The 14,999-nt window shown below is 41.1% G+C and carries 12 protein-coding genes; 9 read left to right on the top strand and 3 right to left on the bottom strand.

Features of this window, described 5'->3' with window-relative positions:
* Window positions 1–58 precede the first annotated feature (58 nt).
* Window positions 59–1,534, top strand: coding sequence for a hypothetical protein (locus tag KGY70_00215; GenBank protein ID MBS3773586.1), 1,476 nt, complete (start codon window positions 59–61; stop codon window positions 1,532–1,534).
* Between the two features lie 707 nt (window positions 1,535–2,241).
* Here the strand turns inward: KGY70_00215 and KGY70_00210 are convergent.
* Window positions 2,242–3,351, bottom strand: a complete 1,110-nt coding sequence (locus KGY70_00210; protein MBS3773585.1) for a gamma-glutamyl-gamma-aminobutyrate hydrolase family protein — start codon at window positions 3,349–3,351, stop codon at window positions 2,242–2,244.
* Window positions 3,352–3,480: 129 nt separating this feature from the next.
* On the opposite strand from KGY70_00210, the gene lipA reads away from it, so the two are divergent.
* The 3 genes from lipA to recJ are packed head-to-tail and all read left to right on the top strand — an operon-like array spanning window position 3,481 to window position 6,793.
* Window positions 3,481–4,344 carry a lipoyl synthase gene (gene lipA, locus KGY70_00205; protein ID MBS3773584.1) on the top strand — a complete coding sequence of 288 codons (864 nt, stop codon included), beginning with the start codon at window positions 3,481–3,483 and terminating at the stop codon, window positions 4,342–4,344.
* Between the two features lie 10 nt (window positions 4,345–4,354).
* Window positions 4,355–5,050 (top strand): lipoyl(octanoyl) transferase LipB, encoded by a 696-nt coding sequence (gene lipB / locus KGY70_00200; protein MBS3773583.1) that lies wholly within the window; start codon window positions 4,355–4,357, stop codon window positions 5,048–5,050.
* Between the two features lie 18 nt (window positions 5,051–5,068).
* Window positions 5,069–6,793: a single-stranded-DNA-specific exonuclease RecJ gene (gene recJ, locus KGY70_00195; protein MBS3773582.1), complete on the top strand. Its 1,725-nt coding sequence runs from the start codon at window positions 5,069–5,071 to the stop codon at window positions 6,791–6,793.
* Between the two features lie 10 nt (window positions 6,794–6,803).
* Here the strand turns inward: recJ and KGY70_00190 are convergent, their stop codons facing one another.
* On the bottom strand, window positions 6,804–8,879 hold the full coding sequence (locus tag KGY70_00190; protein ID MBS3773581.1) for a helix-hairpin-helix domain-containing protein: 2,076 nt from the start codon (window positions 8,877–8,879) through the stop codon (window positions 6,804–6,806).
* Window positions 8,869–9,678: a hypothetical protein gene (locus tag KGY70_00185; GenBank protein ID MBS3773580.1), complete on the bottom strand. Its 810-nt coding sequence runs from the start codon at window positions 9,676–9,678 to the stop codon at window positions 8,869–8,871. The genes KGY70_00190 and KGY70_00185 overlap by 11 nt, the downstream gene beginning before the upstream one ends.
* 175 nt (window positions 9,679–9,853) lie before the next feature.
* On the opposite strand from KGY70_00185, the gene KGY70_00180 reads away from it, so the two are divergent.
* From KGY70_00180 to KGY70_00160, 5 genes are all read left to right on the top strand, one after another.
* Window positions 9,854–10,852, top strand: a complete 999-nt coding sequence (locus KGY70_00180) for a hypothetical protein (GenBank protein ID MBS3773579.1) — start codon at window positions 9,854–9,856, stop codon at window positions 10,850–10,852.
* A 204-nt stretch (window positions 10,853–11,056) separates the two neighbouring features.
* A complete protein-coding gene (locus KGY70_00175) occupies window positions 11,057–11,857 on the top strand; it encodes a ParA family protein (protein MBS3773578.1) in 801 nt (266 codons plus the stop codon).
* A gap of 26 nt (window positions 11,858–11,883) precedes the next feature.
* A complete protein-coding gene (locus KGY70_00170) occupies window positions 11,884–12,768 on the top strand; it encodes a ParB/RepB/Spo0J family partition protein (GenBank protein MBS3773577.1) in 885 nt (294 codons plus the stop codon).
* A gap of 45 nt (window positions 12,769–12,813) precedes the next feature.
* Complete coding sequence (locus KGY70_00165; GenBank protein ID MBS3773576.1) at window positions 12,814–13,380, top strand: hypothetical protein; 567 nt, start codon at window positions 12,814–12,816, stop codon at window positions 13,378–13,380.
* A gap of 36 nt (window positions 13,381–13,416) precedes the next feature.
* Complete coding sequence (locus tag KGY70_00160; GenBank protein ID MBS3773575.1) at window positions 13,417–14,970, top strand: LysM peptidoglycan-binding domain-containing protein; 1,554 nt, start codon at window positions 13,417–13,419, stop codon at window positions 14,968–14,970.
* The last annotated feature ends 29 nt before the right edge of the window (window positions 14,971–14,999 follow it).

Here is a 14,999-nt window from a genome sequence, read left to right as displayed (position 1 = left end):
ATAAAACAACTGGTTTCTTTTTTCGTTAAAAATAGAAACCTTTAAATTAAGCAAAGGAATGTTACGACTCATACTGATTATATTTATTGTATCGGGGAGCCTGGGAACGAACTATGCCCAGAATGGCCATTACGAAAATCTAAAAACTTTATATCAAAATCAGGATTATCAGGAATGCTATCAATCTTCGGCTGACAGGAACGATGCCTACGGATTGATCTTCCAGGCTTTATCATTTTACAGCATGCCGGATAACCGGGAAGTAAAGAAGGCCAAAGACGATCCCCTGCTTTATACCCTCGAGATATTAAGGAAAGCAAATAAAAAAATTGGAAATACAGCTATAGACGACCCCGGCTTTTTTAAAGAAGAGATGCGCAAAATCCAGCAAACCATTTTTGAGAAAGCAGAAAAAGGGTACAACTCAGGATTTCAAAAAAAACGGGGGGAAAAATATTTTGATGCAATGCATCAAACTTTCGACGGTTCAGATCCAATATTTGTCAATCACTATGCCTTCAATGACGAACACTTTCTGAAAACCCTGAGATCAAACATCATTCAGGAAAAAGATTATGAGGAGTATTACAGCAGGGAAATTGAGAAACTTATCGAAAAACATTATAAGCAGCAGGAAGAGCGTTTGCATAAATGGGACAACCCCAAATACCGGCTGGCCAACACCGCTAAGGATGAGGATTACCTCACCAAAGAAGAAAAGATGATATATTATTATCTGAATCTCATTCGGATGAATCCGGATCTCTTCCTCCAAACCTTTATTAAACCACGGCTCCATGTGAAATATCACGGAGAGATTGAAGTGATTATTCCGGTGTATGATACACTGAGGGTAGAAAATTATAACCAATCCCTTACTAAAGAAGAATTTTATAATCTGCCGGTCCATAGGATCTACATGGATGAATTACCGAAAAATATTGAAAAAAGGTTTATTGAAAAGAAAACGATGCCAAATAATCATGGCGGCCAGAGATACCGTTTCAATATCGATTATACCGGTTTATACAACCATCTGGAACAAAACCGGCAGGAGCTCTTAACGTTGAACAACATCAGCAAATTCATCGGAACCCGTTCCGGCCAGGGCCTGATTCGTTACAAATTATATGACAAGAACCTAACCTATTTCAACCGAACTTACGAGGAAGAAACCTCAAACAGTTTCTATTACATGAGCCTTTTCAGAAAACTGGCTGAGATGGAACCTCAGAATATTCTCAAACCCGATCACCAGTTATTTAAAACCGCTGAATGCTGGGCAGTTGAAGCCGGAGAAAGAGGACTAAAAGGGCATGACAGAATAAGCTGCAGGAAAGACTATGATGCAGAAGCCTGCGACTATAGTAATAATAATGGCTTTGACGTAGTGCTTAATTTACTGGTAGACAAATTTGTTCCATCTCTTGGTCACCGGAAGGTCCTACTGGGCAATTTCTCGAAAATGGGCGCTGCCATTCGCCCGCATAACAGTGACTTAGATTACAATGCAGTATTGGACTTCAAACGCTAAAAAAGATTTTTTTGAGATAGATGCTTAAAAGATCCACCAAAAATATGCAATTTATCAAATCGATTATATCGAGTGGGCAAATGGCAGTGGGCAATGGGCAAACGGAGAAACCCTGCGGTGGTAAGCTATATTATAATGCGTGTTAACCCCGACTTAGGTAGCCTGTCCCGACATTGATTCGGGAAACTTAAATTTTTGAAAAAATTTTTAGTGAACTGAGTCGCTGTCGGAGACAGGAATAATTCTTGAATTATTCGGGTTAAATGGGATTGATCCTTGTCTGAATTGCCTCTGTCGGCTGTTGAAAACAGTCAGTCACTTCTTGGACCTTATCTGTCATTTTCTGAATTGGGCCTGTAAATCATTGAATTCAATCTTTTATTGCCTGAATTGAGTCCGTCAGCAGTTGAATTGAGTCTGACAATTCCTGAATTGGATCGTTCATTGCTTAAATCGGATCTTTCGGTTGTTGAATTGATTCTGGCATTATTTTAACTGAATCTTTCTGTTATTGAATTGCATCTGTCACTGCTTGAATTGCCTCTGTCAGTTTTTGAATCCTATTTGTCTCTGCTTGAATTAAAGCTGTCGGTTATTGGATCGTATCTATCTTTTCTGGAATTGAATCTTTCAGTTGTTGGATTGCATCTGTCAATTTCTGAATTGAATCTGGTTGATTTAGTAGGGGAAATAATGTATAAATCCCTTTATTCATTCAGCCTCTGCTGAAAATTCTCCCAAAATTTTCTGTGAAACTCCATACTGTGGGTTTCCTGAAGTATCTGTGGCCCGGTAAAAGATACGGAATCCTCCGGCGTAAGACGAAAATTTTCTCCGTCATCATAAAGAAATGCAGCTTCCGGATGAAACTGGACACCCAATACATTGCTGTATTTTTCATGTTGGATCGCTTCTGCAATTCTACCATCCATAGAAGCAGCAATTACTTTAAACCCTTTTCCTATATCTTTCACCGCCTGATGATGGTTGCTGTACACAGAGGGTGTGGAATTTTCAGTATGCAATTCATTGAAATAGCGGGTGGATTGAAAATGAATCCTGTGAAAATGTCCGCTCAACAGGTCACTGGCCATGCTGATCCTTTTGTGATAATTTCGATGCAGCCGGTTGGGGTCCAGTTTCAAAACATCCTCTACATAATTCATCTCATAAATCTCCGAGGGAATATCCTGAATCAGCGTTCCGCCGGTAGCAACATTCATGGTTTGCAAGCCAAGACAAAACCCATAAATCAAATAATCAGGATTTTGATTGAGAAGGGGCTCAAAATCTTCATTCTGAAATCCTCCTAAAAGATGGAAAAGAAAAGAGAGTTCAAAATAATGCCGGTGAGGATCATAAATGGAAGTAAGCAGGCTGGTTTTCTCGTTATAAACTTCCGGCGGAAGGTCAGGGCCTCCGAAAAACACAACACCTTCTGAATGCTTAAAAATCTTCTTATAATCATCGGTCAGGGCATTTTGCCTGAAAAGCAAGCCCGGATGAATGGTATCGCTAAACTCATGAAGATATATATCTACACTCAGAATAGAAGCGGTATCGATATATTTCCGGGAATCCTTATAATCATACCGTTCGTCTGCATGATAAACCCCTGTAATTCGGTAGTTTTCCATATCTATTAACCCGTTGTCAATTAAATTGCCAATGGCTTTCAGGTTGGATACCGTCGGATGGGTTAAAACCAAATTATTAAGATCTCTTTTCTCTTCATTTTCCCAATTTCCTTCTTTCTGGGAAAAAGCAGCAGAGGGAACAACAAACGCTACAATCAGTAAAAATGCATATTTTTTCATGGCGGCCGGAAGATATTAGATGTTTTCAATGATTTAACTGATATAAATATTAACTTTGCATAAAGTTAAAAAGAACTGGTGAAAAGAAAAGTTCTTAAAAGGAAAAGGAACTTAAAAACTGTTTATTCAATGCATACAAAATATAAAGAATACAAAAGACTGCCCCGTTGGATGAAAATGGAAATGCCCAAAGGGGAGAACTATTCAAAGATGAAAAACAGGTTGAATCAGCACAATCTCCATACCATTTGCACGAGCGGCAAATGCCCGAATATTGGAGAGTGCTGGAACCGGGGCACGGCAACTTTCATGATTCTGGGCGAAATATGTACAAGATCCTGCAAATTCTGCGGCGTACAAACAGGCAAGCCTGCAGCTCCCGATTATGGAGAACCGGAACGGGTAGCCGAAACGATCAGGATTATGGATATCAATCATGCAGTGCTTACCTCGGTTGACCGCGACGACCTCAGTGACCGGGGGGCCGGAATATGGGCCGAAACCATAAGAAAAATCCGGGAAAAAAATCCCGGAATCACTATGGAAGCGCTCATCCCAGATTTTGATGGCAATCCTGATCTCATCGATCAGATCATCGATGCCGGTCCCGAAGTCATCTCTCATAACCTGGAAACCGTTGAAAGGCTAACCCCTAAAATCAGGACCAAGGCCAAATACCATCGCAGCCTGAAAGTTATCCGACACATAGCTTCTTCCGGCATTATTGCCAAATCGGGTATAATGGCGGGATTGGGAGAAACAGAAGATGAAATTTATAAAACCATGGATGATTTGATTGAAGCAGGCTGCAAAGTATTTACCATTGGGCAGTATCTTCAGCCTACTGTGGATCACTTGCCTGTTGACCGCTTCATCGAACCCGAAAAATTCAATACCTTTAAAAACAAAGGCCTGGAAAAAGGATTCAGCTTTGTAGAAAGCCACCCATTGGTACGTTCTTCATATCATGCTGACAAACATGTAAATGCTTAAGGAGGATGGTATGAAAGCCAAAGTTCATTTTAAAGACCTGGGAATAACAGACTATAAAAGGACATGGGATTATCAGGAGGAACTCTTTAATACCTTATTGAATGAGAAAAGAAAAAAAGGGGAGCATGCAGACAAACCTTTGAATTATCTTTTGTTCTGCGAACATCCCCATGTTTTTACACTGGGTAAAAGCGGTGAAGAAAACAATTTCCTTATAAACAAGGATTTTCTGAATAAGATCAATGCCACCTACTATAGGATCAACCGTGGCGGAGATATTACCTATCACGGGCCGGGTCAGATTGTGGGATATCCCATCCTCGATCTGGAACAATTCAACCTTCAGGTGAAAAGATACATTTATAACCTGGAAGAGGCTGTCATTGCTACACTGAAAAGTTATAACATTGAAGGCCATCATCTCGAAAAATCCTCGGGCGTGTGGCTCGATACCCACGATCCGAAAAAAACCAGAAAAATCTGTGCCATAGGAGTCAGAGCGAGCCATTTTGTTACCATGCACGGATTTGCCTTCAATGTCAATACGGACCTAAATTATTTCAATTACATCAACCCTTGCGGATTTACCGACAAAGGAGTCACCTCTATGGAACAGGAACTCGGGGAAAAAGTGGATATAGAAGCAGTAAAAGAAAATCTCAGATCAAATATTGAAAAAGTCTTTGATATGGAGATTGTTGAATAACCTAAACCAGAAAAGGCCATGGAAAAAAGATGGGTATCCAAACCCAGAGGAGATCAAAAGGAGGTTGATCACCTGGCAGAAGTTTTAAATATTAATGATCTCTTGGCCACCTTGTTGGTTCAACGAGGGATCAAAACTTTTGATCAGGCAAAAAGTTTTTTCCGGCCCAGGCTGGAAAGTCTCTACGATCCGTTTAGGATGGAGGACATGAACCTTGCCATTGAACGCATTGAAAAAGCCATACAAAGCAACCAAAGAATCTTGATTTACGGCGATTACGATGTAGATGGCACCACTTCCGTTGCCATGGTTTATTCCTTTTTGAGCAAATTCTACTCTAACCTTGATTACTACATACCCGACCGATACGCGGAAGGTTATGGCGTTTCATATAAAGGCATCAATTATGCAGCCCATGACAACGTATCACTGATTATCGCACTGGATTGTGGTATTAAGGCAGTGGAGAAAATAGATTATGCCAACAGCCTGAACATCGATTTCATTATATGCGACCACCACACCCCAGAAAAAAATCTACCCAATGCAGTTGCAGTACTGGATCCAAAAAGAAAAGACTGTGCTTATCCCTTCAAGGAATTAAGCGGATGCGGAGTGGGTTTTAAGATGCTGCAGGCTTTTTCAAGAACCAACCACATCGATGCTGAATATCTGTATACTTTTCTCGACCTGGTTGCAGTAAGCATCGCTTCGGATATTGTTCCCATCATTGATGAAAACCGAATAATGACCTTTTTTGGGCTGAAACAATTGAACAACAATCCCCGCACCGGCCTGAAAGCAATCATTGATGTATCGGGGTTGGGAGATAAGCATCATCAAATTGTGGTGGAGGACATTGTGTTTCGTATCGGGCCGCGCATCAACGCCACCGGCAGGCTGGAATCGGGAAAAAACGCCGTTGACCTGCTGATTACCTCCAATAAAAAGAAGGCCGATAATATGGCCAAAAAGGTTAATTCCTGTAACGATGAACGGAAAAACATCGACAGAAATATAACCCAGCATGCCATAAAAATGATCTCCAGCGAGCCAGGATTTCAGGAGAAAAAGTCAACGGTTCTTTACAATTCCAGCTGGCATAAAGGAGTGGTGGGTATAGTAGCTTCCCGGATGATCGAAATTTATTACCGTCCCACCATCATTCTAACCGCTTCGAATGGCCTGGCAACCGGTTCAGCCAGATCTGTTCCCGGATTTGATATTTACGAAGCCCTGAATGAATGCAGCGATCTGATTGAGAACTTCGGAGGCCATACTTATGCAGCCGGGCTAACCATAGAAATTGAGAACATCAATAAATTCAAGCAACGGTTTGAAAGGATCGTAGAACAAAACCTCACGGAAGAGCAGCTCATTCCCCAACTGAACATCGATTCGGAAATTGAGTTCAGTAATATTACAGAAAGGTTTTATAAGATTCTCAAACAATTTCAGCCTTTCGGACCGCAGAATCTGGCACCCCTATTTGTAGCCAGAGATGTAAAAGATACCGGCGAGGCCCGTTTGGTTGGCCCCAATAAAGAACACATGAAACTTTCATTGGTGCAGAAAAATAATCCCGGAAAATTATTTCCGGGAATTGCCTTTCAACAGGCTGATCACTATTCCGACATCCACAAAGGCAAACCTTTTGATATATGCTTCTCGGTAGAAGAGAATAATTTCCGCGGAAACCGTACCCTTCAGCTCAATATCAAAGACATTAAAATCAAGAAATAAGCCATACTGTTTAAAATTTCAGGCCTACCTGAAAAGTAACGGTTGTTTTGGAATTACCGTCAATCTGATTCAACCCCGTCCCAATAGTCTCCCTGTCGGTATAACCGGTACGGGCAAGTTTCAGCCACCAATCCGAATTTTTATAAACGTACTTCAGATTGATATAAGCTCTGTACCCTTTGCCATAGTAGGCAGGTACGGAAAAAGCATATAAAACATCATTTTCGTAAGCATAGATCCGGTCTTTATAACTATCGGTATCAAATACGGCATAACGAATATCAAAACCCAGAGGCGCATTCTCAGGCTTAAAAGAGATATCCTGATAAAACATTAAACCCGAAGAAAATTCTGAAGATCGAACAAAAACCTTTTCAATGCGATTCTGTAAAACAAGTTTGTCAGTAATCCTGTAACGCAAATGGCCCCTTATATTCGTTTTTTTATAATCCATCAGGCGGACAATTTTACTGTTCGGACCCAAATAATTCTCCATATCCTCGCTGCGGCGAAAACGGAAATTCACCGATGACCGATCCCCAAATTCATATTCCATATCTACCATGCAATCCCATCCTTCAGATGGACCATCAGTTAAATAACTCAGCCACGGAAAACGATATACATCCATATAACCCTTAAGTGTCAAGTTAGGCAGAATACCCGCATTGGCACCCATATACAAACCCGATTCATTCCGGTTACCGGTTTTCTCGCCGAAAGCCCCGGAATAAAAGGCTTGATAATCTCTATCGTAGGAACGGTGCAGCAATACAACACCCATTGCCGATGATAATTGTCCGTAACAACCATTCAAAAAAGCCAACCCTCCCCCATTGCTCAATGCCTCCTCCCCGAAAAAATAGAACCGGCCAAGAGATAAGCGGTAGTCAACACTGAGGTTCGAATTGTGGCTCCCGGAAAAATCAAACATCTTGTATGGGCGGTCTGTTTTTTGTAACTCACCATCTAAAACCCAATCCATGAAGTTTATGGATACCCTGAAAGTAGGCTGATTCAAGGAAAAGCTACCACCCGTTATCTGTTCATTCAACACGTTTTCATCCTCCAGCTCCCTCGGCAGTCTGTGATAGCCTGTATTTAGCAGGGAAGAAACAACCAGGCCTCCGGTATCAGAACGATGAAGAACATTGGCATCAAGATTCCGGTTTGAATAAAAAAAAGACCCCCTGAAGTCTCCAAATTTTTTCTCCAAAGCCACCCCCCGAAAATAGAGGTTTTCATTTTTAGAAGTATATGGATCAATCCGGTGAATATTTTTCATCATATTCATGACCATGGGCGATTTGTTGATCGTAAATCCGGTCCAGGCAACCAATCCCTGCCCGTAACGCACTTTATAATCGCCTATTACCAGCCGGTCGATCCATTTTGTATTTGACAGGAAGAAGTGGCCGGAGTTAAAATCAAAGCCATACGGGTTACTCCCGCTGAAAAATTGTTCTCCGGCATCTTTCTCCATCGTGACGCCCAAAGACAACTGGTTCCGGTAGCGAAAACGGTATCGCGAATAAAATGTATAAGGACTTCCCAGATATTGCTTATTGGGATTCAGTTCAAGTAATGAATCCGGTAGACTGACGTAACCTTCCTGTCGTTCCAGAACTTTTCCCGATCGCAGGAGAAGCTGATGTTTACCCCAATCTAACATTTCTTTTGCTGAAACATCCTGCATATTGTTCTCTCCGGAAACTTCGTCCACAGTAACAAAAGGCTGCAACTTTCCTGCCAGTTCCGTGGAAAAACCAAAAACCAGCGGCAACTCATAGATGCTTAGCAAGGAACCGTTCTTCCTGATATAATCCTGCAAGCTCTTAATCTGAAAAGGATTTAACATGTGCAGACGGCTCAGATCTTCCGATGAAGCCGCATTAAGATTAAGGGGATGGGTCAGGTAATAATTCAGATCTTCTGCAATAACAGAGATATCTTGTTCCACTTCATTATCAACAATAACAGATTCAATCAGATCCTCTATATTGCTGTTCAGCATTTCTGTTTCCTGAGATATAGCGGTTCCAAACAACAGGCAATATACCATAGTAAATATCAGCCTAGAATTCATAATTCAGAGAAAAATCTGGCATATAGCCAAGAATTTGATGATAAGAAAAAGCAACATCGGCATGAAAAGATTTCCAGGAATAACCAAGCCCAAAAAAATTCATTACAGGGTTCACTGACATTCCGCTACGAATAGAAAGCTCGCCCAGAGGCTGATACTCAACTCCCACTTTGGGCACCACCGCTCTTTCCAAATCCTTTTCTCCTTCCACGCAAACCAACACATTTTCTTTGAATCGGTAACCCACTCCAATACGGAAAACGGTTGGAATTTTCTCCTGCACTTCCCCTATGCCAACCCTGACAGGATTAAATACGTGAGTTCCCACATACAAATGATCCATCATTTTAAACATCAAACCGGCTTCAAAGGTGAGTATATCAGCTTTGCCATATTCTCCAGTAATACGGGTATTGAAATAGTCGATCTGTACGCCTGCCGCCAAATCTTTAGCCAGGAATTGTCCATAAGCCAATCCTGCCTTGGTTTCCTGATAGTAAGAATATCCGTAATAAGAAAATGATGAAGCCAGAGTACCGGTTGAAGTAGGAAATAGCACAGCCAAAGCCTGCCGGTCCATCTCCTTCACAAAACCGCTTCTGTGATGAAATCCCACAGATACAGATTCCAAAAATGCCAGTCCCGCCTGATTATGAAAAACACTTGAAAAATCGGGCAGCATAACACTTGCATTTGCAATGCCGGATGAACGCGCTCCTATGGGAACCAGATCATTGGAAGCAAGCACGCCAGGTAAACACCAGAAAACCAATAGATACAGAAGACATAGAGATTTCACATGTGCTCAAATTTTTTTTATAATTTTGTCTATGAAAATACTGAGAATTTGAATAAAAATCAAATAAAATTCCCGAGAAAAAGCCGAAATCCCGTCAAACATGATAAGACTCATTTAGAGGGAAGATTGAATAAATTATTTTTATCGCCTGAAAATTGAATCAAAAATCGCTACAGTGAATTACTACGACATAAAAGAAGCCTTCGATGCCTTCAATGAACAAAAAATTCTGGTCATCGGCGACTCCATGGTGGATTCCTATTTATGGGGTGATGTGGAGCGAATATCTCCTGAAGCCCCGGTTCCCGTTGTAACCAAAACCAAAAGAGAAAGCCGGCTTGGAGGGGCAGCCAATGTAGCGCTTAACATCAAAGCCCTGGGAGCTGAACCCATACTGGCTTCCACCATTGGTAATGATGAAAAAGCGGAACTGTTCAAAAAGCTCCTTCAGGAGAAAAGCCTGAGCAAACAGGCTATATATGAATCGAATAGCCGGTCAACATCTGTAAAAACCAGAATCATTAGTCATAATCAACAATTGCTTCGAATAGATGAAGAGGTCAATGAAGCACTGGATCCCGAAACCGAGGAGGCTTTTCTGAATCACCTGCTTTATATTATAAATAATGAAAAGCTGAATGCCATTTTATTTGAAGATTATGACAAAGGTACCATCACTCCGGAAATTATAGAAAAAATTGTCGTGTATTCCAATAAACTGGGTATACCCACTCTTGTGGACCCTAAAAAAAGGAATTATCTACTGTACAAAAATGTCACCCTTTTCAAGCCTAATTTCAAAGAACTGGTGGAAGGACTCAACCTGAACTCCCTGGAAAAAACCAATGTTAAGGGTATACTCAAAGCCGCGCGGATCATGCACAAAGAACAAAATATCAACTGGATGCTGATAACTCTTTCGGAGGCAGGGATATTCATGAGCAATAATCAGGAATATCAAATGATACAGGCCAAAGTAAGGGACATATCCGATGTTTCCGGAGCAGGTGACACCATTATCAGTATAGCTGCCGTGGGAATGGCCGCAGGTTTATCACCCTGGGTCATTGCTGAACTGTCCAACATAGGCGGAGGCCAGGTATGTGAAAAAGCCGGCGTGGTTCCTATAAACAAAGAGCAACTGCTTAAAGAAAGCCAGAACCTTATTTCATAGACCCAACAGACCACTTCCCTACCTCTGATTTTAAACATGTTGCTCAAAGAATTAACATTTTCCTGTTAAAAAAATGTTTATAATTACAAAAAGATTGTTTACAATTATTTTTCCTGTTTGTCATGAATTGCCCATAAAATTGTAATTTTGAAAATGTCTTTATGGCATCTTGCGCATATATGAAAACATTATAAATTCAATAATATGGGAAAAGTAATAGCTTTAGCAAATCAAAAAGGAGGAGTAGGAAAAACTACTACGGCAATCAATTTAAGTGCAAGTCTGGCTGTTCTGGAGTATAAAGTATTACTCATAGACGCGGACCCTCAGGCAAATGCCACATCAGGCACGGGATTTGACATTCGTTCGATCAAAACCAGCATTTATGAATGCCTGAACGATGACATCAATCCCAAAGACATTATTTTGAGCAGTGACACTGAAGGATTTGACATCATACCTTCTCATATTGATCTGGTAGGCTCGGAAATCGAAATGCTTGATCAACCGAACCGGGAGTATATGCTCAAAAAAGTCACCGAAAAGGTGAAGGAGGATTATGATTTTGTTTTGATCGACTGTTCTCCCTCTCTTGGTCTCATTACTGTAAATGCATTAACTGCTGCCGATTCGGTCATCATACCCGTACAATGCGAATACTTTGCTCTGGAAGGGCTTGGTAAACTGCTCAATACCATTAAGATCATACAAAATAGGCTGAATACCAGTCTTGAGATCGAAGGTTTTCTGTTAACTATGTATGATGCAAGGCTCAGGCTTTCAAACCAGGTAGTGGATGAAGTAAAGAAGCACTTCCAATCCATGGTCTTCGACACCATCATTCAAAGAAACATCAAACTTGGAGAATCTCCGAGTTATGGAAAGCCGGTGGTAATGTACGATGCCAACTCCAAAGGGGCGGTCAATCACTTGAATCTTGCCCGGGAACTGCTTCAAAAAAATGATAAAACCAGAATTCCAAATAAGGACAAAGTAGCCAATTAATACATTTACTAACAATTCAATCGACAATGGCTAAAAGAAATGCATTAGGAAAAGGGCTGGGCGCATTAATCGAAGATGCCGGCAATGAAAATAAATATCATGTGGATGCCGTCAATGAGATTAATCTGGAAAACATTGAGGTGAATCCTTACCAGCCCAGAACCAGCTTCAATGAGGAGGGCTTAAACGATCTGGCCAGCTCCATCAAGGAGATTGGTGTCATTCAACCCATTACCGTCAGACAGATCAACGAGTCCAAATTTCAGCTCATCACAGGAGAAAGGCGATACAGAGCAGCTAAGATAGCCGGTATCAAAACCATCCCTGCGTTCATCAGAACTGCCGATGATCAGGCCATGCTGGAAATGGCCCTGGTAGAAAATATTCAGCGTGAGGACCTTGATTCTATAGAAGTGGCCATCAGTTATCAAAGACTGATAGAGGAATGTGAGCTAACCCAGGAAAATCTAAGTACCCGGGTGGGTAAAAAAAGGGCAACCATCTCAAATTATCTGCGTCTGCTTAAATTACCGGCAGAAATTCAACTGGGCATCAGGGACCGGAAAATATCCATGGGTCACGCCCGAACGCTGATTAATATTGAAGATCCTGAGAAGCAACTTAAAGCTTATTACAGGATTCTTGACGAAGGGCTCTCGGTAAGAAAAACCGAAGAAATCATCCGGGAACTCAGCCAACAGGAGCAAAAAAAGAAAAAAAGCCCGTCAGCTCCCAAAGCAGAGCTGCCCGAAGAATATAAACAGGTTAAAAATCATCTGGCCAGCCATTTCGATACGAATATAGAACTCAAACGAAACAACAACGGAAAAGGCAAGATCATCATTCCTTTTAAATCGGATAAAGACCTGGAACGAATCATGTCGATCATAGAAAATAATACTGAGGATTAATAGGTTCCTGAGATCAAAAAGGTGGGGAAATTGTGGAAAACAGATTTGAAAAAATGGATTGGCGTTGCAATTATTATAATGCTTTTTTCTATAGCTGGACAAAGTGTTAGTTATTCTCAGGAACCCGATACAACCACCGCTCAAGAAACTCCAGCAGACACCCTTGATAATGAATATTCACCGAGGAAGGCAGCCTTACTTTCGGCTGCTTTTCCCGGTATGGGACAGGTATATAACAACAAAATCTGGAAAGTACCGATTGTTTATGTCGGAGTAGGGGTCATTTATTATGCTTACGACTTCAATGCCACCTTTTATGAAGAATACAAGACCGCCTTTACCCGCTTTGCAAACGGTGAAATTCAGGAATATAAAGGCATCACTTCCGAAGAAGGGCTAAAGAGAGCGAAGGATTACTACCGCCGCAACAGGGATATGAATGTCCTCATTATGGCGGGATGGTACCTAGTTCAGATCATCGATGCCACAGTAGATGCATATATGTTCAACTTCGATGTAAGCGAAGACTTATCACTTAATATCCGGCCAACCCCGATCCAATCTAAAAATTATCATGTGGTTCCGGGCATAAAGTTTTCCGTCAATTTCTAATATTTATTAACTTAGCAGCACTAAATTCAAAGCCCTATGAATCGATTATTGATAACTTTGGTTGTCGGCGGGTCCTTACTGGTATCTTGCCCAAATAAAACAGAAGCACAGAAAGAGGTTTATCCCGAAGTGAAATCCATTGAGAAAAATTTTGCCGAAAACGTGGATGCTCTCATTCAACAATATTATATAGAAAAATCTGACTTCATTACCGAGGAAACCGGATATTCCGAAGGCGATACTTCAGCTCCGGTTTACCCCGATTCAGTTTACATTGAAAGAATAAACAACATTCAATCAGCCATTGAACTGAGTTACAATCAAATTATCAGGAATTTTATCCATGTGTATACCGTTGAACGAAGGGACAAAGTTAAAATCATGCTGGGGCTTAAGGAACATTACTTTCCGATTTTTGAGAAAGTATTTGATCAATACGGATTACCACATGAGCTGAAATATCTGGCAGTGGTTGAGTCTGCTCTCCATCCGGGGGCAGTAAGCAGAGCAGGAGCCACAGGTTTATGGCAGTTTATGTATGGAACTGGTAAACTCTATGGACTGACCATAAACTCCTTTGTAGATGAACGCAGGGACCCTACGAAGTCCACCCACGCGGCAGCAAAATACCTGAAAGACCTTTATGAGATTTTTGGAGAATGGGATCTGGCAATTTCTGCTTACAATTGCGGACCCACCAATGTAAGAAAAGCAATATACCGATCGGGAGGGAAGAAAAATTTCTGGGATATTTATTATTACCTGCCCTACGAAACGAGAGGCTATTATCCTGCGCTGGTGGCAGTAATGTATATGATGAATTATCATGAAGATCACGACCTATACCGGGATAAAATTGACTTACCCTACCTGACCGATACACTTCACGTGCGTCAAAAATTGCACCTCGAACAGGTTTCCCAGGTACTTAACATTCCTCTCAAACACTTGCAGGACCTCAACCCACAATACAGAAAAAACCTTATACCGGCCTCCGGTCAACATACCTTTTCTCTGAAACTGCCCATGGAAAACACAGGTAAATTTATTGAACTTCAGGATTCTATATACAGTTATAAAGACTCTGTCTTCTTCCGGGAAGACATCCTCAAAAATCCCCGGAGATCAAATTTTGTTCAGCAGACTCCCACAGGAAAAGCCAAAGTTTATTATGAAGTAAAATCCGGTGATAACCTGGGCTACATTGCCGAATGGTTTAATGTAAGAGCCTCTCAATTAAGACGATGGAATAACCTCCGGGGCAGCATGATTCGCACAGGTCAGAAACTGGTAGTTTATGTCCCTAAAAACAGGAAAAATTACTATGAAAAGCTCAACTCAATGTCGTTCGAAGAAAAACAACAAATAGCCGGAGCCCCTGTCGAAACCCAAACCCAAACCCAAATCAAAGAAAAGGATGATCTTGATAAAGATTATATATACTATAAAGTCAAATATGGAGATACTTTATGGGATATTGCCAGAAAATACCCGGGTGTTACTGAAAAAGATATCATAAAACTGAACAATCTTCCCAATGCACGGAAAATAAAAGCGGGGCAGTATTTAAAGATCAAGGAAAACACCTGATCGCGGGATACTGCCTTTCCTCATCAACC

Source organism: Bacteroidales bacterium (assembly GCA_018334875.1).
Lineage (GTDB): Bacteria > Bacteroidota > Bacteroidia > Bacteroidales > UBA12077 > JAGXLC01.
Note: the sequence above shows the minus strand (reverse complement) of the source record. Positions and strands in the feature narration are given on the sequence as shown.

Excerpts from the sequence above, each read along its gene's own strand:
- KGY70_00215 (MBS3773586.1), top strand. The coding sequence starts at position 59 with ATGTTACGACTCATACTGATTATATTTATTGTATCGGGGAGCCTGGGA.
- KGY70_00210 (MBS3773585.1), bottom strand. The coding sequence starts at position 3,351 with ATGAAAAAATATGCATTTTTACTGATTGTAGCGTTTGTTGTTCCCTCT.
- lipA (MBS3773584.1), top strand. The coding sequence starts at position 3,481 with ATGCATACAAAATATAAAGAATACAAAAGACTGCCCCGTTGGATGAAA.
- lipB (MBS3773583.1), top strand. The coding sequence starts at position 4,355 with ATGAAAGCCAAAGTTCATTTTAAAGACCTGGGAATAACAGACTATAAA.
- recJ (MBS3773582.1), top strand. The coding sequence starts at position 5,069 with ATGGAAAAAAGATGGGTATCCAAACCCAGAGGAGATCAAAAGGAGGTT.
- KGY70_00190 (MBS3773581.1), bottom strand. The coding sequence starts at position 8,879 with ATGAATTCTAGGCTGATATTTACTATGGTATATTGCCTGTTGTTTGGA.
- KGY70_00175 (MBS3773578.1), top strand. The coding sequence starts at position 11,057 with ATGGGAAAAGTAATAGCTTTAGCAAATCAAAAAGGAGGAGTAGGAAAA.
- KGY70_00170 (MBS3773577.1), top strand. The coding sequence starts at position 11,884 with ATGGCTAAAAGAAATGCATTAGGAAAAGGGCTGGGCGCATTAATCGAA.
- KGY70_00160 (MBS3773575.1), top strand. The coding sequence starts at position 13,417 with ATGAATCGATTATTGATAACTTTGGTTGTCGGCGGGTCCTTACTGGTA.